The 24,944-nt window shown below is 54.2% G+C and carries 22 protein-coding genes and 1 pseudogene; 15 read left to right on the top strand and 8 right to left on the bottom strand.

The window, feature by feature from the left end; genetic code table 11:
- Positions 1-98: 98 nt before the first annotated feature.
- Both ACR0MQ_RS01515 and lipA read right to left on the bottom strand, forming a co-directional pair.
- Positions 99-1,244, bottom strand: coding sequence for an amidohydrolase (locus ACR0MQ_RS01515; protein ID WP_170770637.1), 1,146 nt, complete (start codon positions 1,242-1,244; stop codon positions 99-101).
- Entirely contained in the window at positions 1,241-2,191 is a 951-nt protein-coding gene (gene lipA / locus ACR0MQ_RS01510) for a lipoyl synthase (RefSeq protein ID WP_170770635.1), read from the bottom strand. Before lipA ends, ACR0MQ_RS01515 begins: the two co-directional genes overlap by 4 nt.
- A gap of 264 nt (positions 2,192-2,455) precedes the next feature.
- Between lipA and ACR0MQ_RS01505 the strand changes: the two genes are divergently transcribed.
- Entirely contained in the window at positions 2,456-3,004 is a 549-nt protein-coding gene (locus ACR0MQ_RS01505; RefSeq protein WP_170770633.1) for a peroxiredoxin, read from the top strand.
- Positions 3,005-3,055: 51 nt separating this feature from the next.
- Here the strand turns inward: ACR0MQ_RS01505 and ACR0MQ_RS01500 are convergent, their stop codons facing one another.
- On the bottom strand, positions 3,056-3,979 hold the full coding sequence (locus ACR0MQ_RS01500) for a hydrogen peroxide-inducible genes activator (RefSeq protein ID WP_170770631.1): 924 nt from the start codon (positions 3,977-3,979) through the stop codon (positions 3,056-3,058).
- A 52-nt stretch (positions 3,980-4,031) separates the two neighbouring features.
- Positions 4,032-5,050: pseudogene (locus ACR0MQ_RS01495) on the bottom strand (DUF6456 domain-containing protein).
- A 241-nt stretch (positions 5,051-5,291) separates the two neighbouring features.
- On the opposite strand from ACR0MQ_RS01495, the gene ACR0MQ_RS01490 reads away from it, so the two are divergent.
- Entirely contained in the window at positions 5,292-5,591 is a 300-nt protein-coding gene (locus tag ACR0MQ_RS01490) for a DUF6477 family protein (protein ID WP_480605434.1), read from the top strand.
- Here ACR0MQ_RS01490 and ACR0MQ_RS01485 read toward each other — a convergent pair whose 3' ends face one another.
- Positions 5,592-7,136 carry a trimethylamine methyltransferase family protein gene (locus ACR0MQ_RS01485; protein WP_170770627.1) on the bottom strand — a complete coding sequence of 515 codons (1,545 nt, stop codon included), beginning with the start codon at positions 7,134-7,136 and terminating at the stop codon, positions 5,592-5,594.
- Positions 7,137-7,271: 135 nt separating this feature from the next.
- A complete protein-coding gene (locus ACR0MQ_RS01480; protein WP_170770625.1) occupies positions 7,272-7,712 on the bottom strand; it encodes a GNAT family N-acetyltransferase in 441 nt (146 codons plus the stop codon).
- Positions 7,713-7,782: 70 nt separating this feature from the next.
- On the opposite strand from ACR0MQ_RS01480, the gene guaA reads away from it, so the two are divergent.
- The 8 genes from guaA (at position 7,783) to ACR0MQ_RS01440 (ending at position 16,237) form a co-directional block, all read left to right on the top strand.
- Positions 7,783-9,342 carry a glutamine-hydrolyzing GMP synthase gene (gene guaA, locus ACR0MQ_RS01475; RefSeq protein ID WP_170770623.1) on the top strand — a complete coding sequence of 520 codons (1,560 nt, stop codon included), beginning with the start codon at positions 7,783-7,785 and terminating at the stop codon, positions 9,340-9,342.
- Between the two features lie 109 nt (positions 9,343-9,451).
- Positions 9,452-10,357, top strand: coding sequence for a DMT family transporter (locus ACR0MQ_RS01470; protein ID WP_480605430.1), 906 nt, complete (start codon positions 9,452-9,454; stop codon positions 10,355-10,357).
- 117 nt (positions 10,358-10,474) lie between these two features.
- Entirely contained in the window at positions 10,475-11,698 is a 1,224-nt protein-coding gene (locus ACR0MQ_RS01465) for an outer membrane protein transport protein (protein ID WP_170770621.1), read from the top strand.
- Between the two features lie 150 nt (positions 11,699-11,848).
- Positions 11,849-12,721 carry an ATPase gene (locus tag ACR0MQ_RS01460; protein ID WP_170770618.1) on the top strand — a complete coding sequence of 291 codons (873 nt, stop codon included), beginning with the start codon at positions 11,849-11,851 and terminating at the stop codon, positions 12,719-12,721.
- A gap of 38 nt (positions 12,722-12,759) precedes the next feature.
- Positions 12,760-13,677, top strand: a complete 918-nt coding sequence (metA, locus tag ACR0MQ_RS01455; RefSeq protein WP_170770616.1) for a homoserine O-acetyltransferase MetA — start codon at positions 12,760-12,762, stop codon at positions 13,675-13,677.
- On the top strand, positions 13,667-14,620 hold the full coding sequence (locus ACR0MQ_RS01450; protein ID WP_480605426.1) for an alpha/beta fold hydrolase: 954 nt from the start codon (positions 13,667-13,669) through the stop codon (positions 14,618-14,620). The genes metA and ACR0MQ_RS01450 overlap by 11 nt, the downstream gene beginning before the upstream one ends.
- 49 nt (positions 14,621-14,669) lie before the next feature.
- Positions 14,670-15,539 carry a polyphosphate kinase 2 gene (gene ppk2 / locus ACR0MQ_RS01445; RefSeq protein WP_480605423.1) on the top strand — a complete coding sequence of 290 codons (870 nt, stop codon included), beginning with the start codon at positions 14,670-14,672 and terminating at the stop codon, positions 15,537-15,539.
- An 83-nt stretch (positions 15,540-15,622) separates the two neighbouring features.
- Complete coding sequence (locus tag ACR0MQ_RS01440) at positions 15,623-16,237, top strand: TetR/AcrR family transcriptional regulator (RefSeq protein ID WP_480605421.1); 615 nt, start codon at positions 15,623-15,625, stop codon at positions 16,235-16,237.
- A gap of 24 nt (positions 16,238-16,261) precedes the next feature.
- Here the strand turns inward: ACR0MQ_RS01440 and ACR0MQ_RS01435 are convergent, their stop codons facing one another.
- The gene (locus ACR0MQ_RS01435) at positions 16,262-17,587 is read right to left on the bottom strand and encodes a tetratricopeptide repeat protein (RefSeq protein WP_480606148.1); all 1,326 of its coding nucleotides are present in this window, start codon (positions 17,585-17,587) and stop codon (positions 16,262-16,264) included.
- A 96-nt stretch (positions 17,588-17,683) separates the two neighbouring features.
- On the opposite strand from ACR0MQ_RS01435, the gene ACR0MQ_RS01430 reads away from it, so the two are divergent.
- The 5 genes from ACR0MQ_RS01430 to ACR0MQ_RS01410 all read left to right on the top strand — a co-directional run bounded on the left by ACR0MQ_RS01430 (position 17,684) and on the right by ACR0MQ_RS01410 (position 23,521).
- Positions 17,684-17,992: a hypothetical protein gene (locus ACR0MQ_RS01430; RefSeq protein WP_480605418.1), complete on the top strand. Its 309-nt coding sequence runs from the start codon at positions 17,684-17,686 to the stop codon at positions 17,990-17,992.
- A gap of 1 nt (position 17,993) precedes the next feature.
- A complete protein-coding gene (locus tag ACR0MQ_RS01425; RefSeq protein WP_480454766.1) occupies positions 17,994-19,634 on the top strand; it encodes a sulfatase-like hydrolase/transferase in 1,641 nt (546 codons plus the stop codon).
- Between the two features lie 123 nt (positions 19,635-19,757).
- Entirely contained in the window at positions 19,758-21,401 is a 1,644-nt protein-coding gene (locus ACR0MQ_RS01420; protein ID WP_480605415.1) for a sulfatase-like hydrolase/transferase, read from the top strand.
- 45 nt (positions 21,402-21,446) lie between these two features.
- A complete protein-coding gene (locus ACR0MQ_RS01415) occupies positions 21,447-22,691 on the top strand; it encodes a DUF3179 domain-containing (seleno)protein (RefSeq protein WP_480605412.1) in 1,245 nt (414 codons plus the stop codon).
- Between the two features lie 77 nt (positions 22,692-22,768).
- Complete coding sequence (locus ACR0MQ_RS01410) at positions 22,769-23,521, top strand: outer membrane protein (RefSeq protein WP_480605409.1); 753 nt, start codon at positions 22,769-22,771, stop codon at positions 23,519-23,521.
- 85 nt (positions 23,522-23,606) lie between these two features.
- Here the strand turns inward: ACR0MQ_RS01410 and ACR0MQ_RS01405 are convergent, their stop codons facing one another.
- Entirely contained in the window at positions 23,607-24,914 is a 1,308-nt protein-coding gene (locus ACR0MQ_RS01405; RefSeq protein ID WP_480605406.1) for an aminotransferase class I/II-fold pyridoxal phosphate-dependent enzyme, read from the bottom strand.
- Positions 24,915-24,944: the final 30 nt, after the last annotated feature.

The following is a 24,944-nucleotide window of genomic DNA, read 5'->3' as shown; positions in this document are numbered from 1 at the left end:
GAAACTGGTGTTCGGCGCAATACTTATCTGTCTTTTGGTTGCCGGCGTTGAATATATGGGCTGGTGGCCCGAATGGGCAGGAAGCCAACCCAGAAAGCTCAAGCCTTGAGCGTTTGTTCGATCGCTGCAAGAAATATGTCGGTCCCGATCGGGATCAGAGCATCCGGGAAATCATAGTCGGGGTTGTGCAGTTGCGGATGATCCCGGCCTGCTCCAAGCCAGAACATCGCAGTTTTCGCGCCTTTGCCGAACTGCCCGAAATCTTCCGAGAACCGCTGTGGCGTCGGCACCAGTTTGCAGGGTATATCGCGTGTTTGGCAAGCCTCTGACAGAATTTGCACGGCTTCATCCGTATTTACACAAGCCTCAAACACATCGTCATAGCTGATTTCGACACCCAGCCCATGCGCTTGAGCGCTTGCGCTCACAAGCTGCTCCGCCTCGCGGATCAAAACGGTCATTCGCGTGTCTGATACCGTCCGCAGAGTAACCCAAAGCTCGGCCATGCCAGGTGCGACCCCGAATGTGGTCTCACCCAGCCGCGCATGGGTTACAGTCGTCAGAGCGTAGTCTGCATCCAGCACCCCACCGTGTCCCAATGCGGCCAATGCAGGTATAAGCTCAGCCAAGGCTCCAGCCGGTGAAAGCCCATCCTGCGGTGCGGCTGCATGTGAGGTTTTGCCTGTCAGCACGATCCGCATCCCGCGTGAGGCGCAATTGGCCGGGCCAGAGCACAGCTCGACCGCCCCCAATTCCAGCCCCGGAAGATTGTGCAAAGAATACACGTAATCCGGTGCAATATTGGCGAACTTGGGGGCGGCGCGAAAGGCTATAGCACCCTGCCCAGTTTCCTCAGCGGGTTGAAAAATCAGAACGACGCGTCCTTTTGCTGGGCGCTTATCACCAAGAACAAAAGCCACACCCAAAACCATTGCCATGTGACCATCATGCCCACACAGATGCCCCTTGCCCGGATGTTGCGACGCGTATCGCGCGCTAGATATTTCCTGGATCGGCAAACCATCCAGTTCGCATCGGATACCTATCGTAGGCCCTGGCTGGCCGCTTTCATAGACTGCCGCAACGCCGTGACCACCGATTCCAGTCAAAACCGCATCGGGGCCGCAAGCCAGCAGAAGATTGGAAATACTTGCGGCGGTTCCGCGCTCCTCGCCCGAAATCTCCGGGACCTGATGCAGCTCATGGCGTTTTTCAGTGAGCCAGGATTGAAGCTCGGGTTTCACACCTGATTCAACTTCTTTTGCCGGGCCTCACGCAAGCGCGCAAAATCATCACCCGCATGGTATGACGACCGGGTCAAAGGGGTTGCCGAAACCATCAGGAAGCCCTTGCCAAAAGCAGCCTTTTCATAGGCCGCGAACTCTTCGGGTGTGACAAAACGATCAATGCCATGGTGCTTGGGCGTTGGCTGCAGATACTGGCCAATTGTCAGAAAATCGATATCTGCTGCGCGCATGTCATCCATGACCTGACGGACCTGTTGCTCGTCCTCACCCAGCCCGACCATGATGCCGGATTTGGTGAAAATCAACGGATCCATCTCTTTCACCCGCTGCAGCAAGCGCAATGAATGGAAATAACGCGCACCGGGACGAACTTCAGGGTATAGCCCTGGTACTGTTTCGAGGTTGTGGTTGAACACATCCGGCTTGGCTTCGACGACGACCTCTAGAACCGTAGGATCACATTTCAGGAAATCCGGCGTCAGAATCTCGATTGTTGTCTTGGGTGACCGGTGTCGCACCGCGCGGATGGTCTGTGCAAAGTGGTCTGCGCCGCCATCGAGCAGGTCATCCCGATCGACCGACGTGATAACAACATGATTCAAGCCCAGCTTTTGCACCGCGTGCGCCACGCGCCCTGGCTCGAACGCATCCAGCGTATCCGGCTTGCCCGTCGCAATATTGCAGAAGGTACAACCACGCGTACAAATCTCACCCATGATCATCATGGTGGCGTGGCCCTGGCTCCAGCATTCGCCTACGTTCGGGCAACCAGCCTCTTCACAAACAGTGACCAGATTGTTGTCACGCATGATCTTGTGCGTTTCAGCATACCCTTTGCCACCAGGCGCTTTGACACGAATCCACGCAGGTTTGCGCGGCGCTGCATTATCAGGCCGATGCGCTTTTTCGGGGTGTCTTTGTTCGGGTATTTTCAGATCACGCACGGCTGGCTTTCCTGACTTCGGGTCAATTTGCTTGGTGCTTAACATAAACTGACTTTGTTGGTTACACCAGCGGCGCATAGCCGCTATGCAGACCGCATTCGCGACTGCAGCAAAAGCCTCAAATAAATCACATATTATTACCTATTTTCATTCAATTTGCATGCGAATAAGATATCTCGCAAGTGCAGCATATCTAATGTTGAAGCCGCTCTGGAATCGTTCTAACCCTCACGTTAATCACATGTGAATCACAGGAGTTTGATGATGAAAACCGGTGCAAAACTGCCTGACGTAACTTTCCACACCCGCGTCCGCGACGAGGCGATAGAAGGCCCCAATCCCTTCCGCTGGGAAGACAAGACAACCGCAGATTATTTTGCAGGCAAGCGCGTCATCCTGTTCTCGCTGCCGGGTGCATTCACCCCGACCTGCTCGACCTATCAGTTGCCCGGTTTTGAAAAAGGTCATGCTGATTTCGCAGCCAAAGGCGTCGACGCAATTTACTGCATGTCCGTCAACGACAGCTTTGTCATGAACAAATGGGCTGCGGATCAGGGGCTGAAAAATGTCAAAGTCATTCCTGACGGATCCGGGGAATTCACCCGCAAGATGGGTATGTTGGTCGACAAGGATAATCTGGGCTTTGGCATGCGCTCGTGGCGCTATGCGGCCATCGTCAATGACGGTGTGGTTGAGGCATGGTTTGAAGAGCCCGGCCTGATGGATAACTGCCCCGAAGACCCTTATGGCGTGTCGTCGCCAGAGAATCTGATGAAACATCTGGACGAGGCCCGCGAACCAGCGCTGGCATAATCCGATCAGTTAAACCGCTACCAGGCTCGCCATATCGGCGAGCCTTTTTTGTCAGGTACGGGTTCCCGAGACCACGTCTTCCCCAACCTCACGGATCACCCGCGCCAACCGATTGAACCACTCCTCTGCACCAGTCGAAACGCGACGCACCAAACCGATGGTTCTGGCTGGCTGCGGGGTGCCAAACCGGAGCAACCGCAGGCCAGGCACCGCATCTGTCTCGGCCTGCGCTGCGAGTTCTGGCATCAAGGTCATACCGAATCCTTCCGCGACCAACCGAGACAATGTCGCAAGCGATGACGCGCCCATATTTATCTGACCGCTGGTGCGATCCTGCCCGCAAACTTCAAGTGCCTGATCAGTCAAGCAATGCCCGTCTTCAAGCAGCATCAACTGAGCCGTCTTAAGGTCCACCGGCCGCAACGCCTCGGGGCTGATCGTTAGCCGGTCCAGCCGGGCTTGACTTCCTGCAAGCAAGAAGCGGTCTTCGAATAATGGTTCTTCGTGAAAGGCTTCGCTGCCTAACGGAAGCGCTAGTATAGCCGCATCAATTTCACCTGAGCGCAGCATTGAAAGAAGTCGCTCAGTCCGGGCCTCGCGAATTTGCACTTTTAACGAGACATCTGACGCGCGCAACCCAGCCAGCACCCCCGGCAGAAGGTACGGGGCAACGGTCGGAATTATTCCAATCGATAGGGAACGATGCCCGCCAGATTGATCACGCGCGAATTGATCCAGACGCGCTGCCGCATTCAGTACATCCTGTGTGTATTCCAGAACATCTCGCCCAAGTGGGGTCAGCAAAATATCCCGCGCCTGCCGTTCAAACAGTGGCCCGCCCATCGCGTCTTCCAGCGCCTTGATCTGAACTGACAGCGCAGGCTGCGATACATTGCAGACCTGCGCACCGCGACCAAAGTTTCGTTGTTCAGCGACAGCACGGAAATACTGCAATTGTCGAATGGTGAAATTCATAACCTCTGACTATCATTTGCAGCCCGTTACTCAAGACCATCCTAATAGGTCATCAGCCGATCATGCGGTCTTGCTCGGCCTGATCCTGATAGTGTCGCTTCAGCCGCTGCAAGGCGATACGCAGAACGATCTTGCCCGATCGCGCCGACCAGCCCATGCGCTTTTCCGCCAACTCCAACCCTTCAAGGTAGCAGCAACAACGCAAGGCAACGTCGCTCAAACCCGGCCCTAAATCTGAAAGCGCCTTTGTCACACGGTCCCTGGCACTGGAATGGCCTTGCCCAATATGGGCATCTGAAACGAAATCTCCACGCCCTCCACAGGTCAGAAAGCGATCCCAGTTCTGCGTGATCTGAGGGCCTATCTGTGCAAGTTCAAAATCCTCACGCAAACGCTCACCCGCGCCGACCAATGTCTCATCAAGGAACGGTTTACCGCTCTTGTCCCGTCGCCGCGCCAATGCGATCAGGGGGCTTCGGCCATGCCAAATTCATTCTGAGTGCGCGCCCGGTTTTCCACTTCGGCAATCAAGTGACTCAATGCCGAGCGTCCTGCACTTGAAATACGATATCGTGAAATCCGACCGGGATTATCGCACGATATCCAGTCATTTAACGCCAGCGCCTGCGCTGTTCGGCAATCCACAACTGCTGTTTTGGTTGTCCCGCCTTCACCGTTGTCCCGAACCACTACGGCCTTATCCATGTCTTCGGCCACTGCAAGCACAGCCCCGGATTCACACAAACGTCTCAGAACACGCAGCGCCTCTCGCTCGAACTCTGCGTTTTGAGTTTCTGGTCGGTTCTCTTCGGATGTTACGACTGCAAACGCAGGATTTTTGAATTCCGTGGGTGAAAAATGCGATTGGGCCAGTGATTGTAACGCGGCGTCCACCAGCGGATCATCGCGACGCATCTCGACCCTGCGGATCTGTCGCAATATGGTCGAGGCATGGCATCCAGCCGACCGCGCGATATCCCGTATCGACCGCCCAGATTCTGCATGGTCAAGATATCGTTGTGCTCCTTCGGGAACCCATGCCGGAACGGTGAAAGCCACGCTGTTTTCCATATTTTCTTCGCCCTTGTCGACAAAACAAACTGACAGTTTTAGCCGTCGGAATCTTAGTTAACCAAATCTAACTAGAGGTGCTTTCGTTACTCGTTCGTTAATCACAGACGGCTCAGAGTAGAATTGATTCAAAAAGATAAATAGTGGTGAAACCATAGTTCGGGGCGAACTACATCAAGGCAACACCTGCTCAGGTTGTGCCGCATTTCAGACATTGAAACTGAACGAAAAGGATACTGCCGTGCAGGACCTGATGACCTTGATTACTTCACTCCGCCGCCCGCGACTGCTGGCCCATGCTGCCAAGATCGGGGCGCTGGACTATAATCGCGACCGTCATCTGCAACGTCTTCTGGGTTATGGATCGATTCCAGGAACGGGCGCTGCGTTAATGCGCCTGCTAGAGCTGGAACGCGAAGTGAATGCACAGCGGATAGAAGAAGACGCGGCCTATTCTTTGGTGCGCCATCTGGATTTGCTGATCGCATTGAATGGCGAGGCGCAACTGTATCAAACCAGTCGCGCCGCGCAATTTCAGTGATTAGGTGAAGGCGTCCGGCATGGATGCTTTCTTTTCGGCAACGTATGCGTCCAGTGCAGCATTAATCTCAGGATCAAGTTGTGGCTGCTGATAATTGGCCAAAAGATGTTCAACCCGTGCCGATGCCAGCGTCCGTGTGTCACGCGCGCCTTCTTCTTCCCAGGTTTCGAACGGCTTGTAGTCCAGCAAATCGGTTTTCCAAAACGCTTCCTTGAAGTTTGCCTGCGTGTGGGCGCACCCAAGGTAGTGCCCGCCCGGACCAACTTCGCGGATCGCATCCATGGCCTGAGCATTTTCGTCATATGCGACGCCTTTGGCCAGACCGTGGAGAACACCCAACTGATCGGCATCCATGACGAACTTCTCGAAGTCGGCAACCAGACCGCCCTCAAGCCAGCCACATGAGTGCAACATGAAGTTCACGCCTGACATCAGACCCATATTCAGTGAATTTGCGGTCTCGTATGCCGCCTGCGCATCGGGCAACTTCGAGCCGCAGAAAGAACCTGCAGACCGGAACGGCAGCCCCAAGCGACGCGCTAGCTGACCCGCACCATAGGTCACGTGCGATGCTTCAGGAGTACCAAAAGTCGGCGCGCCCGAGTTCATGTCGATCGATGAAACAAAAGCCCCAAAAATCGCCGGAGCCCCCGGACGGATGATCTGGCTATATGCCACCCCGGCCATAACTTCTGCCAGAACCTGCGTCAGCGTACCAGCGACTGATACCGGTGCCATTGCGCCACCGACGATGAAGGGCGAGATAATGCAGGCTTGGTTGTTAGCAGCGTAAACCTCAAGCGAACCCATCATCACATCGTCAAATGTCATCGGCGAATTGATGTTGGTTAGCGAGGTCATAACCGTGTTGTTCTGCACGAACTCTTTGCCAAAGAGAATCTCGCACATTTCAACCGAATCCTGTGCTCGCGAAGGATCGGTGACGGAGCCCATGAACGGTTTGTCCGACAAGGTCATGTGGGCCATCAACATGTCCAGGTGACGCTTGTTCACCGGAATATCCGTCGGCTCACACACGGTGCCGCCCGAGTGGTGCAGCCATTTGGACATATAGGCCAATTTCACGAACTTGTTAAAATCGTCCATGGTCGCATAGCGACGGCCGCCTTGCGCATCGCGTACGAACGGAGGGCCATATACCGGGGCCAGAACAAGATTCCGACCGCCAATGACGACTGATTTCTCAGGGTTGCGCGCATGTTGAGTAAATTCGCTGGGTGCGGATTTGATCAATTCACGCGCCAGTCCGCGCGGCAGACGCACGCGTTCACCATCGACATCGGCACCAGCCTCGCGCCAACGTTCCAATGCCGCCGGATTGTCAACAAAATTGACACCGATCTCGGCCAGCACAGTTTCCGCGTTGGTTTCGATGACCTCAAGCGCTTCTTCATTGAGGACTTCGAAATTGGGAATGTTACGTTCGATGTATTTTGCGGTTTCGATCTTTACCGCCGTGCGCTCGGCCCGGCGGGCGGCGCCGCCGCCACCTCGTGCTCTGCGCCGGGTGCTTGCCTCTGTCATGAGAAAATCCCGTTTATTGGTTGGTTCGACAAGTGTGTTACATCAACGAACCACGATGCCAGAGGTAGTTTACGGCGCAATAGAGGTAAAAGCGACATGAACTGGCAGCATCGCTATTTCAGACACATTTGCACGTCACGTCACGCTCTTCTGCATCATCACCGAGTTCCCGGTCACCTCGACCTCGTGCCAGCCAAGATGTGTATACATGGCGCGGGTTGCTCCCATAAGTCGATGCGTTCTTAGGCAAAGCACGGACAACCCCGCTGTCAACGCATCGGCTTCAGCAGCAGCAAGCAATTTTCGTGCGAGGCCCCGCCCCTGAGCTTGCGGCACAACCGCGAGATTGAAGACCATCATCGCGCCAGCCTTCAGACCATAAATTATGACACCCAAAAGTTGCCCACCTTCTTCTGCGACAAGGACATTTCGGTTGGCAATATCGCCCTCGATTCCGCTTGCCACATCCGGGATATCGGCAATTTTCCTGTTCGCATCAGCGTAGGCGCTTGTAATACAGATTTCTATTGCATTTACGTCGCCTGGTTCCGCAGTTCTGAGAATTAGGTCAGTCATCTGAGTGCCTCCGCCACCAATTGACGTCATTGCGCTTGCACAAGCAAGGCTTGCAACCTAATAGCCAGTCATGACCCAAGCATCCCACGACCGCCTTCTGATCATCGACTTCGGCAGCCAGGTGACGCAGCTAATCGCCCGTCGCCTGCGCGAACTGAATGTCTATTGCGAAATTCATCCTTATCAGAACGTCACGATGGACTTTGTCCGACAGATGGCCCCCAAAGCTGTCATTTTCTCGGGCGGTCCGGACAGCGTTACACGAGAGGGTTCGCCCCGTGCGCCACAGGAAATTTTTGACTATGGCGTGCCAATCCTAGGCATCTGCTATGGCCAGCAGGTGATGATGCAGCAACTGGGCGGCCAGGTCGAAAGCGGTCACGGCACCGCCGAATTCGGGCGTGCTTTCGTGACGCCTCAGAACCAGTTGGACATTCTTGATGGCTGGTTCGCAGAGGGTGATGAGCAGGTCTGGATGAGCCACGGTGACCACGTCAGTGAAATCGCGCCGGGCTTTGAAGTCTTTGGTACCTCACCCAACGCGCCCTATGCCATAACGGCAGACCCGTCGCGTCATTTCTATGCCGTGCAATTCCACCCGGAAGTGCACCACACTCCCAAGGGTGCCAAACTATATGAGAATTTCGTCAAACTGGCAGGATTCTCGGGTGACTGGACCATGGGCGCATATCGCGAGCAAATGATCGCGAAAATCCGCGAGCAGGTCGGCGACAAAAAAGTCATTTGCGGTCTTTCAGGTGGCGTCGACAGTTCGGTCGCGGCAATCCTGATCCACGAGGCAATCGGTGATCAGTTGACTTGTGTCTTCGTTGACCATGGCCTTTTGCGCAAGAACGAAGCGACCGAAGTCGTCGGAATGTTCCGCGACAATTACAATATCCAGCTGATCCATGCTGACGAGAGCGAGTTGTTTCTGGGCGAGCTGGAGGGGCAAAGCGATCCTGAAACCAAACGGAAAATCATCGGCAAACTGTTCATCGATGTTTTCCAGAAACACGCCGACACCATTGATGGTGCCGAGTTTCTGGCACAAGGCACCCTGTATCCCGATGTGATTGAATCTGTTTCGTTCTCTGGTGGTCCCTCGGTCACCATTAAATCGCACCACAATGTGGGCGGGTTGCCCGAGAAAATGGGCCTGAAGCTTGTCGAACCCCTGCGAGAACTGTTCAAGGATGAAGTTCGCGCCTTGGGTCGCGAGTTGGGTCTGCCCGACAGTTTCATCGGTCGCCACCCCTTCCCCGGCCCCGGCCTTGCAATCCGTTGCCCTGGAGAAATCACTCGCGAAAAGCTCGACATTCTACGCGAAGCCGACGCGATCTATATCGATCAAATCCGCAAACATGGGCTATACGACGATATCTGGCAGGCCTTTGTCGCCATTCTTCCGGTGCGAACGGTCGGCGTGATGGGTGATGGACGAACATATGATTATGCCTGTGCACTGCGCGCGGTGACATCGGTCGACGGCATGACCGCTGATTACTATCCGTTCAGTCACGAGTTCCTGGGTGAAACGGCAACACGCATCATCAACGAAGTCAAAGGCATCAACCGATGCACGTACGACATCACTTCGAAACCGCCAGGTACCATCGAGTGGGAATAAACGCTCACACGCAAAGCACAAAAATTCTGACACGGCTATTATTCGTTGCGTTGCCTCGTGAAACACCATTAAGTCGGCCTGCCATACGTCGGGACGTAAACCAAGTTTCATGAGCAGCAACTCAATGCAGATCGGCAAGGCCGCGCTCTGGATGACCGGAGCAATCGCCTCGTTTTCATCGATGGCAATTGCCGGACGCGAACTTAGCGTAACTCATGATACTTTTGAGATTATGTTCTATCGCAGCCTCGTCGGGATCTGCATAGTCGCTTTTTTTCTGACGATATCGCGCAAATGGCATCAAGTCTCGACACGGCGATTAGATTTGCACGGCGTTCGAAATGTACTGCATTTTACGGGGCAAAACCTCTGGTTCTATGCGGTGACGGTCATTCCTCTTGCGCAGGTCTTCGCGCTGGAGTTTACCCAACCGATCTGGGTGATACTCCTCTCACCATTGCTGTTGAAAGAAAGGTTGACTGCGCTTCGGTTGACCTCAGCACTAATCGGATTTGCCGGAATACTCATTGTGGCACGTCCTGGCGCGGCCTCGATCAGCCCAGGAGTGATTGCCGCAGCATTGTCCGCTTTGTTCTTTGCTCTGACGACGATATCGACGAAAACCCTTACTCGGTTCGCGAGCATCGGTTGCATCATGTTTTGGCTGACTCTGATTCAGGCGGGCCTTGGATTCATCGCATCGGCCTATGACGGACAGATCTCATTACCTAGCGTAAATACAGCGCCGTTTCTTCTGCTGGTCGGCGTGGCTGGTCTATTTGCGCATTATTGTATCACCAATGCTCTCGCGATCGCTCCAGCAACAATCGTGGTACCCTTTGATTTTGCACGCCTTCCGACCATCGCGATAGTGGGAATGATCCTTTATCATGAACCGCTGGACCAGTGGACGCTCCTGGGTGCAGCAGTCATCTTTGCGGGGATTTTCCTGAACGTCTGGTCAGAAAATCGTAACAAATCCGCAACACCCGTGCAGCGTGCGCACACCGAGTAACGTTCCGTCACCAATTGACCAAAATTTAAAGTTTAAGACAGTAAAAGCCGGTAACAAGGCCGGGTGCGTTTGATGGGATGAGCATTACAGGCCGCAGGACAGTGTAGGGAGAAGTGTATGAAACGATCGTTGTTTCACGCATGCGCGTTGTGCATCGGGGCAACCAGTGTGCAGGCAGGTGGCCTAGATCGTAGCGGTCAGGGCGTTAACATTCTGTTTGAAGAAGGATCTGTCGTTCAGTTTCGACTGGGCTATACCAAGCCTGATGTCAGTGGCTCGATGGAAGATCAGATCCCGTTGAGCCCAACATTCGGGGAAACCATTGAGTCGGGCAATGTCTCGAACAGCTTCTTCACGCCACATCTTGCGTACAAAACATCGCTGACAGAGAAACTGGATTTTGCGCTGGTCTATGACCAGCCATTTGGCGCCGATATCGATTACTCTTCGGAGTACCCATTATCGCAGAATGTGTTAGGTTTCTCCCCTCCATTTCCTCTAGGCGCAAACCAAGATGTGTTGAGAGCCAAGGCAGACACTGACGCAATTACGGCTCTACTTCGCTATAAACTGGACAATGGATTCAGTGTAATCGGCGGTGTCCGTGCACAAAGGCTGAAAGCAAGCGTATCAGTACCAATCGCAGGCGCGGGCTTAGAGCCGTTCCCATCTGGTGGATACCGTGTTGAAACAGACGCTGAAATCGATTTTGGCTATGTGGTTGGCGTCGCGTGGGAACGACCTGATATCGCGGCTCGCGTCGCATTGACATATAACTCAAAGATTAAACACGATCTGTCGCAGACCGAGTCAAATGATGCGCTCGCTTTCACGCCATTTCCCGAAATCGCTAGATCGAGCGCAGATACTTCAACCGAGGTTGTAACACCTCAATCCGTCAATCTGGACTTCCAGACAGGTGTCGCGCCTAGAACATTGCTGTTCGGCTCGGTGCGCTGGGTTGACTGGCCACAAACCGTTTACGCACCGCCCGTCTATACCGGCCTGACAGGTATAAACCTCGTCGACTATGAAGAAGCAACTTGGACCTATTCGCTTGGTCTGGGCTACCAATTCACCGACGAATTCTCGGGCGCCGTAACTCTCGGCTACGAAAGTTCGCAAGGGAACTCGGTTTCCAACCTCGGCCCGACAGATGGTTTCTGGAGCATAGGTCTGGGTGGCACGTATTCGCTTGAGAAAGCCAAAATCTCCGGCGGCGTGCGCTATACCGACATCGGTGATGCCACGGCAAACGGTACGGGTCCCGACAACCGCGCCACTTTCACCGGCAACAGTGCATGGAGCGTTGGCATTCAGGTGACTTACGCCCTGGATTGATCCCAGCGGCAGCAAACACATCGGAAAGCCCCGCCTTGGTATGGTGGGGCTTTTCCAATTACACGCCTTCTTTTCATTGCGGAACACAGCAGCACAATTGACGCCGCGATCAGCCCGATTTAGCTAATGCAAAACAAGGGATGGTGGCGCATGATCTACAACTCGGCAAAGGACTGGCGCGACGCTGCGCGAAAGAAAGTACTGTTCTTCGGTATGTCCGGGTTGGGGAAATCCTATGTCTCGAACACTCTTCGGGATGCAGGTGACTGGTTCCACTACTCGATCGATTACCGGATCGGGACCCGCTACATGGGTGAATACATCGCCGACAACGCCAAGGCCGAAGCGATGAAAGTGCCCTTTCTGCGCGAGCTTCTGCTATCGGATTCGATCTATATCGGATCGAACATCACGTTCGAAAACCTGACCCCCGTCTCCGCCTATCTGGGCAAACCCGGCAATCCCGGGCTTGGCGGTCTTGAAATCTCGGAATACCGGCTTCGCCAGGAACAGTTCCGACTGGCAGAGATTCACGCCCTGTTGGATACCAAGTATTTTATCGACCGAGCCGAGCGTCTGTACAGCTATCCGCATTTTATCTGCGATACCGGTGGCTCTATCTGCGAGTGGGTCGAGCCCGAAGATCCGAACGACCAGGTCCTGTCCGAGCTATCGCGCCAGACGCTGATGATCTGGATCAAGGGCGACGAGGCCCATACAGAGGAATTGGTAAAACGTTTCGACAAGGCCCCAAAGCCCATGTCTTACCAAGCCGAGTTCCTGCAGCGGGTCTGGGATGAATACCTTGCCCTTAACAACTGCAAAGCCTCCGCGGTCGATCCGGACGCGTTCATACGCTGGACCTATGCGCAAGCGCTGGCGCACCGACAACCGAGATATGAAGCGATGGCACGAAACTGGGGCGTTACAATCGCCGCCGACGATATCGCCAAGGTCCGCGACAGCAGTGATTTCGATGAGTTGATCGAACGCACCCTTGAGGCCCGCGCCAACCCCGCATAAGTTCCAGACTTCTTTCGCAGTTTCAACAGCGTGACCAAATGCCGATTAAAATTCCTTCCGACCTGCCCGCCTTTGAAGTCCTGACCAATGAGGGTGTCATGGTCATGGCCGAAGATCAGGCCGCACGGCAGGATATTCGCCCCTTGCGGATCGGCCTGTTGAATCTGATGCCCAAGAAAATTCAGACCGAAAACCAGTTTGCGCGTCTGATCGGGGCGACACCTTTGCAGATCGAACTTTCGCTGATCCGTATGACCGAGCATCAGACCAAAAACACCGCTGCCGAGCATATGGCCGAATTCTACCATCCTTTTCAGGAGGTAAAGGACCAGAAATTTGATGGGTTGATCATTACGGGTGCCCCAATCGAGCACCTTGATTTCGCTGATGTCACCTATTGGGACGAAATCCGTGAAGTGTTCGAGTGGACGCAAACCAATGTGCATTCCACCTTCGGTGTCTGTTGGGGTGGCATGGCCATGATCAACCATTTTCACAATGTCAAAAAACATATGCTGAATGCAAAGGCCTTCGGGTGTTTCCGGCATCGAAATCTTGCGCCAGCATCGCCATTTTTACGTGGTTTTTCTGACGATTGCGTGATCCCTGTAAGCCGCTGGACCGAGATGCGGCAGTATGAAATCGACGCGGTACCTGATCTGATCACACTGCTTGGCAGCGATGATGTGGGCCCCTGCCTGATCGAAGATCCAGCACATCGGGCGCTCTATATCTTCAATCATTTCGAGTATGACAGCGACACGCTCAAGCAGGAATATGACCGGGACGTTGCCAACGGTACACCGATCAATGTCCCAATAAATTACTATCCAGACGATGATCCAAGCCAGCATCCGCAGAACCGCTGGCGCAGTCACGCACATCTGCTTTATGGCAACTGGATCAATTCCATCTATCAGACAACCCCCTTTGATTTGGAAAAAATTGGCCAGTAAACTCTTGATAACAATTGGCATTGCGCTGACAGCCGTTGCCATAGTCACTGCCTGGCGTGGTACGCAACGCGAAATCAGTGCCGAAGCTTCGTTTCCTGCTGAAGGTCAGATCCTGGATGTCGATGGTATCTCTGTACATGCCGTCGTCATGGGCGAAGGTCCAGATGTCGTCCTGATCCACGGTTCCAGCGGGAATACGCGCGACATGACATTTGCGTTGGCACCGATCTTAGCAGAAAGCTATCGGGTCATCGTATTCGATCGCCCTGGGCTAGGTTATTCTGAAAGCTTTAACCCAGACGGAGAAACCATTGTTGAACAAGCAGAAATCCTACAGAAAGCTGCCTCAGGACTTGGTGCTGAAAAACCCGTTGTTGCTGGGCAAAGCTATGGCGGGTCAGTCGCACTTGCCTGGGCAGTCACACGGCCTGACAATATCGCCGCTCTCGTTTTGATCGCTCCTGCAGCTATCCCCTGGGAGACGCCATTGGACGCATTCAACACAATGGGCGCAACAACCATCGGCAACGCACTTGGCCTGCCGTTGGTCAGCGCCTTCGTTCCTGACTGGTTCGTTTCGAAAGCACTGGATCAGGTTTTTGCGCCGCAAGTAGCCCCCGAAGGTTATGCGGAACATTTCGGCCCCGGTCTGACCATGCGCCGCGCATCGATGCATGCAAATGCCAAACAGCGAGCAAATCTGCTGGACGAAATCACCGAACTCCAACCCCGCTATAACGAGATTACGGTTCCAACTGAAATAGTCCACGGCACCGCCGATACGACCGTTGGGCTGGATTGGCATTCTGAGCGCCTGATAGAGCAAATACCAGGTGCGGAGCTGATCGAACTGGACGGTGTCGGTCACATGCCTCAGGTAGTTGCCGCCCCAGAGGTCGCAGCCGCAATCGACCGTGCCGCCGCACGTGCGGGTTTGCGTTAACCCCATCCGTAATCCATAGTAAGTTATGGATTTTATGGCGAGGCCGCACATGACCAAATCAGAACACGGCGCTATCGAGAGCTATTTTCGCTATGACGCGCCCAAGACTGTTCAATCGGTCATTGAGCAGGCCAAAAAAGGAGAAATTCTGAACCCGACCTACCCTTACCCGAAAAAGATGAAGGGCAAGGATTATGACGAGCAGATGCAGGGTTTGCAGATCGAACTGGTCAAGATGCAGCGGTGGGTCAAGAACACCGATCAGCGTGTCGCAATACTGTTCGAAGGGCGTGACGCAGCCGGGAAAGGTGGGACAATCAAAAGGTTCCGCGAAAACCTTAATCCACGGGGCGCGCGCAATGTTGCACTTAGCAAACCATCAGATGCTGAACGCAGCCAGTGGTATTTTCAACGCTATATTTCACATCTGCCCTCTGCCGGAGAAATCGTGTTCTTTGATCGCAGCTGGTATAACCGGGGCGTCGTTGAAAACGTCTTTGGTTTTTGCACAACAGATGAGCGTGAGCGGTTCTTCAGACAGGTTCTGCCTCTGGAAATGGGGTTCAAGAATGACGGGATCCACATGTTCAAGTTCTGGCTGAATGTAGGTCGCTCAGAACAGCTGAACCGCTTTCTTGCCCGCGAAACCGACCCTTTGAAGCAATGGAAACTCAGCCCAATCGACATAGCTGGCCTGCACAAGTGGAACGAATACAGCCAATCAATTTCCGAAACGCTGACCCGCAGCCATTCCGAAGATTGTCCTTGGACGATCATTCGGTCCGATGACAAAAAACGCGCTCGGCTGGCCGCCATTCGCACAGTGCTTAGCGGGCTGGATTATGATGGCAAAAATGCCGACGTGGTTGGCGAGCCAGACAAAAAGATCAGTGGTGGACCGGAAATCTGGGATGCCTGAACTTGGCATGGGGCAATACACGAACTGCGCTGGATTAGGTCATGACCTGTGCATATATACCCGTATAAGCACTTGAGGACGGGATGACAAAGCGCGGATATCACCACGGAAATCTGAAGCAGGCCCTGATCGAGGCTGCCTTGTCTCTGATTGAACAAAAAGGTCCGACCGGATTTACGCTGTCCGAGGCCGCCAAGACGGCTGGGGTGACGCCCGCAGCGGTCTATCGACATTACGAGGGGCGCGAAGATCTAATTGCTGAGGCCGCGCGACAAGGCTTTGAGATGTTCGCTGACCTGATGCAATTTGCCTATGACAAGGGGCAACCGTCGGCACTGGCAGCATTTGAAGCCACTGGGCGCGCCTATCTAGCCTTTGCGCGCAAGCACCCAGGCCACTACATCGCGATGTTCGAAAGCGGTATATCCCTAAACCGAACGCCCGAATTGGCCCTCGCCGCCAATCGCGCAAAGAATGTGCTGGAAAAAGCTGCTGGCGATTTGTCTCAACACATACCGCCAGAGAAAAGACCCCCTGCGTCAATGTTCAGTGCTCACATTTGGGCGTTGAGTCACGGTGTCGTTGAACTTTATGCGCGCAATACCGGTGCAAGCTCTCCCTTCCCTCCTGAAGACCTGCTCGAAAGTGGGATCGGTATCTACCTACGCGGTTTGGGGCTGGTCGCGCAGGACGACTAACAGGATTGCCAATTCCAGAGCATGTCAATCTGCTGTCAGGGGCGCATTGTCCCGCTCCATAACTACACCAGCGGCTTTCATCGCTTCGACAAGTGCGTCGACCGGTTGTGGCTGTTGGAAAACCCGCCGTTTTAAGGTTTCCAGTGGAAAATCGGGCCAGGTCTTTTGGTAAACACTTGCGAGCCGACGCGCCTCAGTCTGCTCTCCGTTGTTCCAGCGCGCCGCCATCAGATATGCCGCGGAAATCGGGCCGAAGGGGCCACCACGCGCGATAGTATCTTCGTAGCTTCGAATCGCGGCCGTAAAATCACCAGAATGAAATTGAGCTGACCCGAGCACATTCCCGAACACAAGCGCACCGCTGCTTTCCGCCAGTTTTTCATATCGCTCTGATTGCGAAATGATATACGTAAAGTTCATTGTGTAGAGCGAGATTAGCGCATCAAATTCAGCTATATGTGGATCTGTTGGTGCAAGATCGACCGCCCTGCGGGACAACGCCGTAGCCTTGTCGTAGTTCCCCAACCCGAATTCCAACCAGGCGCGCGATGAAAGTGCCCATGCCGCATCCGGCTCGATCTCTAGCGCATGAGCACTGTTTTCGTCTGCCACAGCAAGCATATCAGTGGCTGCAGGATCGGTAGACTGAAGAATGGCAAGCATGGTTTCGACCTGAGCGGCCCCCGCGTACCCGCAGAAATATAGCGGATCACGCTCAATCGCGGTTTTAAAGATCAATAACGCGGGTTTCAGGCGCGGCAAGTTAACAACCGGAAACATCACATCCTGTCCGGCACTACACAGATTCATCGCCTCGACCCGCGCCGGAGACACGTCATAGATCGCGGACTGCTCGGCTTTTACATCGCTCGATGGCCATTGCTTTGTAAGGACGGTGCCTCCGACGCCACCCAGCGCAACAAGGGTGATAGCCATCGCCGACATCACACTTATACGCCACAGATTTGTTAACTTTCGGTACTGGCGCGTACCCGGTCTGAACTCTGGTGCATAACGACCAACGGGCAGCGATATCATGATCGGATCAGACGCTCCCGCTCCACCGTAATAGGCCTTCAACTTTCGTCGCATCCGGCCAGCATCTACCCGCACAACGCCTTCTCGTTTTGTCAGCTCGTCTGCGCCGTAGCCATAAACATCCATCGCAATCGTTTTTGCGCGAATTTCATCGGTGCGCCCGGCAAGAGCTTCGTCGACGACATAGGTCAGGAAAGACCGCATTCGGGCCGATCCCTTAAATCCTGCCGAGTCTAAAACACGCTCAAGCGCAGCACGTACATCTTCAGCAGAGAAGTTACGCTTATTGTCATCTTGCTTCCCATCCCCCATGCCGGTCAAGAACTATCCTTTCACAATAAGGACTTGTGGCCATGTTGCTACCGTAGCATGCGGCTTATTACGTTCAAGAAAATTCCTGCGGAGCGCATGCTGACCGAGCAACCAGCTTCGAAAGTGCTGCCGATGGTCGATAGTGATTTCATTGAGGATCAGTTCCCTGAACACGCTAATCTTCTGCAAAGTTTACGCACCGAGGACAGTGAATTTGACCGGATATGTCTGGATTACCAAGAGATCTTTACTGAAATCGCTCTTTTGCAGCACTCAAACACGCCTCAGCAATCTCGGTTCCTGGCCGATTTGGCCGAAACCCTCGCCGATCTGCGCTGCAGTATCGAAACCAGAATAGTTGAAGCTCAAAACATGCCTCAGAATTTTGGCAAACCCGGAGATTAAAATGAAACTAATACCCATCCTGTCTTCGTTAATTCTGACCACCGGAGCGGCATTTGCCCAGCAGTCTCCGATCATTCACGACGGCGAGTTCAATTATCTGCGCGCTCAATTCGGCGATGCGTGGGACGCACAGGATGCCGAGATCGACGCAAAGTTAGCCGAAATTCGCGAGGCCAACGGCGGCAGTCCACCCAATTTTCTGTACATTCTGATCGATGACATCAGTTTTGGTCAGATGGGTGACCGCAAGATGAACTACGTGATGGGCATCGAGACACCCAGTATCAACCAGTTCGCCACCGAAGGCCTATCGTTGATGCGCATGTATACCGAGCCATCCTGCACACCGACGCGGACTGCCATGCTTACAGGTCGACACCCTGTCCGCGCCGGGGTATCAGAAGTCAAAGTTGCGTTGGTGGGCGAAGGCCTGCCTGCCAGTGAAGTAACCCTGCCCGAGATATTGAAGGAAGTTGGCTATAACACCGTACATGTCGGCAAATGGCATCAAGGCGATATCGAACAGGCCTACCCGCACAATCAGGGCTTCGACTGGGCAGCTTTTCCCCTGCATCAACAGGTTCAACTAAGCCTTATGACCCCCGAGGCGATGCGTGCGAACGCCATGCTTGGATATGTGCCCGAAGGGCAAAACAATCAGTTTCTTCTGGACGAACGTTTCAAGCCATACGGGTTGGTGACCGGTGTCGAGGCCGAAGCAGGCGGCACTGCCCGTGAGGTGGACATGTCACCGGGGGAGATCTGGACCCAGGCCAAGTACGAAGAGATGAACGAGCGATATCAACGTCAGGCCCTTGAGCAGCTAGAACGTGCTGCAGCCGAAGAAGAACCGTTTTTTCTGCAATATTGGCCTCTCTACCCCCTTAATTTCGTCTATGCGGATAAGGCCCTCTCTCGCAATGGTGGCTTCCACGCTGATAAACTGCAGTTATTGGATGGGTGGATCGGTGATCTTCTGACCAAGCTTGAAGAGACCGGAGAAGCCGACAATACGATTGTGGTACTGATGGCTGACAATGGGCTGATGTACCACTACGAGGGGACCTCGGGCCTTAATCAGCTGATCTATCGCGGTGGTAAGACCCAGCATCTAGAAGGCGGCGTACGCACGGACGCTTTCATACGCTGGCCCGGCGTGATCGAAGCGGACAGCGCAGCCGGTGATATCTTTCACGTGTCGGATATCTACACCACCATGGCGCGGATTGCAGGTGCGACTGATCATATCCCACGTGACCGCATCATCGACGGGATCGATCAGACGGCGCTGTTGCTGAATGGTGAAGGTCATGGTCGACGCGACTATGTGTATGTCTACGAAGGCCCTGTTTTGCGCTCAGTGGTTAAGCAGGAGTTCAAGATGCACCTGCCCGCGCCCGGCCAACCCGGTGCGGCAGCCCCGACCTTCAACATCTATCGCGATCCACGTGAACTGCACCCGTTGGTTGGGTACTCGCTGTGGGCCGGAGCTTCGTTTCAGGACATGATCAAACGCCATCAAAAAATGATAGCCAAACATCCGCATTCCGAGATCGGTCGCGGCATCCCCTATGAGGGCATCGACAACCTGCGCCCGGAATCAGAATTGACCCGTGATGTGTTCATGGGTTGGCAAAATTGAAATCTACAGAAATTGTTGTTTACATATGATAATGTTTAAATGTGAAGGCAGCTGCAAAAGCGTTTGCCTTCCACCAAGCAGATGACCGGGGAATATGGGATGAAGATTTCAGGGGTATTGGCTATGTCTGTTAGTTTTGCAGCGCAGGCCGCGCTGGCACAAGACAATCCAATCCAACACGACGCCGAGTTTTACATTCTGCAAGCACAACACGCAGAACAATGGGCACAGGATGATACCGCTGTTGATGAAGCTCTGGCCGCTTTTCGCGACAGCAACAATGGGCAGCCCCCGAACATAATCAGCGTTCTGATCGACGATATGGGCTTCGGCGACATGGGAATTCCCGAGCTCAACGCGGTGCGAGGTTATGAGACGCCGAATATCAACGACTTTTCAGATCAGGCGATGCGAATGGTGCGTATGTATACCGAACCTTCGTGCACGCCGACCCGCGTGGCGCAGATGACCGGGCGGTTGCCCGTACGCATGGGTATGGGCGATACCACGGTGGACATTGCCGGGTTCGGCTTGCCGGAAAACGAGGTCACCCTGGCCGAGATTCTGAAACAGGCGGGTTACGCGACCAGCCATGTCGGCAAATGGCACATGGGTGATATCGCCGAAAGTTGGGCAATGAATCAGGGATTTGACTATGCCCAGCACGCCATCCACCAACAGGGCCAGCTGACGATCTTCAATGATGATGCGATCAAAGAACAGGTCTCGGTCGCAATCCAGGACTATGACGATAAATACACGCTGGACGGTTGGTTCCGGCCGGACTCTGCCGCGATGATGACAGTCATCGAAGGGGAAACCGGCGGGCCGATCCGCGAAATTCGCATGGAAACCGGAGAGCGCTGGAACGCTGCGAAATACGATGAGATGAACCAGGCGTTTCAAGACAAGACGATGGAGGAACTGGAGCGCCTCGCAGGTGGGGAAGACCCGTTTTTCCTGCAATACTGGCCGATGATCCCGCTGGACAACACCCGGGCCGGGCGATCAGGACCAGAGAGCGTGAATGGTGGTCTGTATGTCGACAAGATGCAGTTACTGGATCAGTGGCTGGGCGACTTGTTTGCGCGCATCGAAGAACTGGGCTTAACGGAAAACACCGTGGTTGTGGTCATGGGGGATAACGGCCACTTCACCAAATACGCGCCGCAATCCGGGTTCACCCCGCTGATCTATGCGGGCGGCAAAGGCGACACGACCGAGGGAGGTATCCGCGTTGACGCCTTTATCCGCTGGCCCGGCATGATCGAGGCTGACGGGTTGCTCAACAGCATCATCCACGTCTCGGACCTCTATACAACGCTGTCGCGTTTTGCTGGGGCAGATCAGTACATTCCGCGGGATCGTCTGGTGGATGGCGTGGACCAATCTGCCGCCCTGTTGTTTGCTGACGAATCCAAGGCCCGACGCGATCACGTCATCGTCTATTCCGTGAACAAACCCGAGGCGATCGTGAAGGACCAGCTTAAGCTGAAACTGCCGGGACCTGGCGAAAGCGCTATTCTGGCAAAGTTCTTTGATCTCTACCGGGACACGCGCGAGGAATATTCAGTTTCGACCGAGGTTGGCGCCTGGGGAGGGCAGGAGTTCGCACGCATCCTTGGCCGACATATGGCCCGCAAAGAGAAATTTCCCGACACCGCGCCAGCGTATGGTGTGCCATATGAAGGGATCGAGAACATCCGCCCCGAAACCCAGCAAGCGGTCGAGGCTTTCCTGATCAAACGCCAATCCCCGCAGCAATAACACCGTGCAACGGAAATCACGCGCTCAAGACTTTAGGATCATGACATGATTGGACTACTTCTGTTTGCACTGGGTTTGATCGGATCACTCGGGATCGGGTTCATCTATTTCCGAGACCTTGGCGATGTGTCCCAGATGCTGCTGAAGGTGAAGCGCGAGAATATGGTGCGCTTCATCCGTCATGAATATCGCCTGATCGCTATTGGGTTGGGTGCATTTGCTGTCGCAACACTTGTACATTTCATACTTGGTGCAGGTCCGTTCTGGCTGTGGCTGGTGTCGGCAGTGCTGGTCCTTTTCTTCTATGGATTCCCCTACGTCTGGGTTCATCTGGGGCTGAGAAACCAACTAAATACCGCGCAGTACTTCCCGATTGACGAGGCCCGTAAATACGTGGGGCCGACCGCGCCCGTGATGGTGATCGACAACAACGGCCACGCTCGTGCACACCCCGACGCGCAGATCATGCGACCGCATCTTGCCGGTAATGAAAAAGGGCTTGGTGGAGAGGACGTCGTCATGACGTATTGTGCCATGGCCAATCTTGGTCAGGGGTACACTCCAAGAATAGAGGGTAAGCGCCTGAATCTCGAGGTTCTCGCCCAGCACGGCAATAACCTGATCCTGCGCGACAACGAAAGCGGCGAGCCGATTCAGCAGATATATGGCTTTCGTGAAGCGGACCAGAACCCAAACACAGATGGCCTCGCATGCCCTCTCCGGCCCGAGGCCCGGATGAAACCGTGGCCTACCTACCGGATGACATTTCGCGGCTTTCAGAAAGCCTACCCGGATGGAGAGGTTTTCCTGAATGAACCTTCCCCAAACCCATTGCTGCGCCTGCTTGATATGATGACCGAAATCACCTTTGGGTGGGGGATTGGCCGTCAACATCAGGAAAACGCTCCAGTGATGGACAACATGGATCGTTCAGACGACCGGTTGCCGAACAAAACCTATGTTTGGGGGATTACCATCGGGCAGGATGCCACCTGCTGGACCGATGATTTCGTCGTCGACAACGATTGGATCGTCAACGCAACGGTCGGAGGTCGAGATGTTGTCGTCAGCCTTGATCCGAAATATGAAAGTTTAGGCGTCTGGTACAATGACAGCGGGCACCCCGTAACCAAATGCGACTTTTGGGGAATGTCTGATCAAGGGCAACTGCAGCGGGTCGAAACTCTACGCGCAGGCATATTCTGGCATGTCTGGTCCGAGTTCTTTCCCAGCACTGATATAAATCGTGTTGGCGTTGGTTCTGGCAAAACCGAGGATGCAGTAGCCTGACCGCAAGACAAATCTGCGCAGATTTTCGCTGCACAGAAACGAAAATTCGAAACAAGACTTTTGACGGGAGAGCAATAATGGGTGCGACACGAAATTGGAGAGGACCACTCCTTGGAATCTCATTGGCGGGCGCAATGGCGTCAATGGCCTCGGCCCAACAGTCCGACTGGTCATACGAGGCCTCAATCTACCTGTTCATGCCGGAAACAGAAACGTCGCTGGATACCCCGCTGGGCACATTAGATGGCACGCTGAGCTTTTCTGATGCTTTGGAGAATTTGGACTTTGCCTTTATGGCTGCATTCGGAGCGACCAATGGGCGTTGGTCATTCCTGGCAGACTACAATTATACAAATCTGTCTTTCAGCAGCGACACACCTGGCCCGGCGAGCTCGGGCTTGGACACCTCTTTCACCACTCAGTTTCTGAGCGGATATGCAGGATATCGGGTCTATGACGATCGTGACACATATGTTGATATCGTCGGCGGCTTTAGGTGGTTCAGCACTGAAACTGAATTCGACCTGCAACCCGGTGCTGCCCCTGGGCGCCGAACAACGGTCGATGCAAGCTGGACTGATCCTGTGATTGGTGCCCGCGCACGTGTCAGGTTCTCTGACAAATGGTCTGGTACCGGGTTTATTGATTATGGCGGTTTCCGGAGCGGGAGCGAAACATGGCAAGTTCTTCTAACTGCCGACTACGCAATCAATGACCGTTGGCTGATCCGGGGTGGGTATCGCTATATCTCATTTGACCACGACATCGATGGTAACGACTTTAAGTTTGATCAATCCGGTCCGCTGTTGGGTGCTACCTACCGTTTTTGATCTGCGATAGGCAGTTTGCATTGGCTCAACCAACAAAGATTGGCGTGGCCGACAATGTTCAGCGACATAGTCGGCCATCCTGTTCTCAGTTCACATAATGCAGCGTGTCAAATTCACGACGCCATGCGGATACCTCTGACTGGATTTGTTCCCCGCCCAGGCCACGCATTATCAAATTAGCCAAACCCTCGGCATCCCCAGAGGTCATGCCCCACCGCACTAGTTCTGGTGTGCCGATACGAAGACCGTTCATATCGCCTTCCACTAACTCCACCGGCAATCCAATACCGCAAGCGAGGAACCCGCATTTGCGAAGCTGCTTAGATGCGGCCTGACCTCCTCCATATGGGGCAGCCAATACCGCGAACTGGTGAGAGTTGGTGAAGCCCTGTGTTCCAGAAAAGACGGGAACACCCTTTATATCTAATGCGTTGGAGAGAGCTTTGGCCATCGCAATCATCTCGTTCGCATAGGCAGAACCATACGCTTTCCAATCCAACATCGTGACAGCAAGCGCCGCAGTTTTGGCCGCATCGAAGTTGGCCGTCATACCAGGGAAAGCGATTGCATCCAGCGCTTTTGCGATTTCTTCGTCATCCGTTACGATCAGGCCCCCAGCCGGTCCTCCGAGACTTTTGTAAGTGCTCATGGTCATGAAATGTGCACCCTCTTTCAACGGGTTGGACCAAGCGCGCCCCGCGATGATGCCGCATTGATGGGCCGCATCGAACATAACCTTGGCACCGATTTCATCAGCTATCGCACGCACTTCGGCGACGGGATGTTCAAACAGGTTAAGACTGCCGCCGATGGTGATCAGCCTTGGTCGTTCGGTTTTTGCCAACGCTCTCAACTGACCCAGATCGACGGTATAGCCATCAGCGTTAACAGGAGCTTCGACGGTACGTAGGCCAAAGAGACCCGCACAACCCGCCAGATGATGTGTCACATGCCCCCCAATTGATCCAGGTGGGGCTATGATAGTGTCGCCAGCTTTACAGGTCGCCATAAAGCCATAGAGATTGGCAATCGCCCCGGAGGGCACCCGGACCTCAGCGAACCTAGCATCAAAAACCTCGGCGCAAAGCTCTGCCGCGACAACCTCGATCTGTTCGATTGCTTCCAGACCCATTTCATATTTGTCACCGGGATAGCCCAGCGAGGGCCGCGACCCAATCCCCGAAGACAAAAGCGCCTCGGCCTTTGGGTTCATGACATTTGTGGCAGGGTTCAGGTTAAAGCACTCTTGCTCGTGTATGCGGCGGTTTTCCTTTGCAAGATGCTCGATCCGCGCCATCAGGTCATCTGAAGATGCCGATGCCGCCTTTTTTGCGATATCTTGAACCAGTGCTTCGCTTGCGGTGGGCACCCAGTCTCTTTGTGCGAGTGTCATCTGACATCCTCCTAGTTTTTGCCACTTTGG

Source organism: Ruegeria sp. AN6 (assembly GCF_056540425.1).
The sequence above is the reverse complement of the archived record's forward strand: the minus strand, read 5'-3'. Positions and strand labels throughout refer to the sequence as shown.

Coding starts and splice junctions, on each gene's coding strand:
- ACR0MQ_RS01505 (WP_170770633.1), top strand. CDS start 2,456: ATGAAAACCGGTGCAAAACTGCCTGACGTAACTTTCCACACCCGCGTC.
- ACR0MQ_RS01500 (WP_170770631.1), bottom strand. CDS start 3,979: ATGAATTTCACCATTCGACAATTGCAGTATTTCCGTGCTGTCGCTGAA.
- ACR0MQ_RS01485 (WP_170770627.1), bottom strand. CDS start 7,136: ATGACAGAGGCAAGCACCCGGCGCAGAGCACGAGGTGGCGGCGGCGCC.
- ACR0MQ_RS01480 (WP_170770625.1), bottom strand. CDS start 7,712: ATGACTGACCTAATTCTCAGAACTGCGGAACCAGGCGACGTAAATGCA.
- guaA (WP_170770623.1), top strand. CDS start 7,783: ATGACCCAAGCATCCCACGACCGCCTTCTGATCATCGACTTCGGCAGC.
- ACR0MQ_RS01470 (WP_480605430.1), top strand. CDS start 9,452: ATGAGCAGCAACTCAATGCAGATCGGCAAGGCCGCGCTCTGGATGACC.
- ACR0MQ_RS01465 (WP_170770621.1), top strand. CDS start 10,475: ATGAAACGATCGTTGTTTCACGCATGCGCGTTGTGCATCGGGGCAACC.
- ACR0MQ_RS01460 (WP_170770618.1), top strand. CDS start 11,849: ATGATCTACAACTCGGCAAAGGACTGGCGCGACGCTGCGCGAAAGAAA.
- metA (WP_170770616.1), top strand. CDS start 12,760: ATGCCGATTAAAATTCCTTCCGACCTGCCCGCCTTTGAAGTCCTGACC.
- ppk2 (WP_480605423.1), top strand. CDS start 14,670: ATGACCAAATCAGAACACGGCGCTATCGAGAGCTATTTTCGCTATGAC.
- ACR0MQ_RS01440 (WP_480605421.1), top strand. CDS start 15,623: ATGACAAAGCGCGGATATCACCACGGAAATCTGAAGCAGGCCCTGATC.
- ACR0MQ_RS01435 (WP_480606148.1), bottom strand. CDS start 17,587: ATGGGGGATGGGAAGCAAGATGACAATAAGCGTAACTTCTCTGCTGAA.
- ACR0MQ_RS01430 (WP_480605418.1), top strand. CDS start 17,684: ATGCTGACCGAGCAACCAGCTTCGAAAGTGCTGCCGATGGTCGATAGT.
- ACR0MQ_RS01425 (WP_480454766.1), top strand. CDS start 17,994: ATGAAACTAATACCCATCCTGTCTTCGTTAATTCTGACCACCGGAGCG.
- ACR0MQ_RS01420 (WP_480605415.1), top strand. CDS start 19,758: ATGTCTGTTAGTTTTGCAGCGCAGGCCGCGCTGGCACAAGACAATCCA.
- ACR0MQ_RS01415 (WP_480605412.1), top strand. CDS start 21,447: ATGATTGGACTACTTCTGTTTGCACTGGGTTTGATCGGATCACTCGGG.
- ACR0MQ_RS01410 (WP_480605409.1), top strand. CDS start 22,769: ATGGGTGCGACACGAAATTGGAGAGGACCACTCCTTGGAATCTCATTG.
- ACR0MQ_RS01405 (WP_480605406.1), bottom strand. CDS start 24,914: ATGACACTCGCACAAAGAGACTGGGTGCCCACCGCAAGCGAAGCACTG.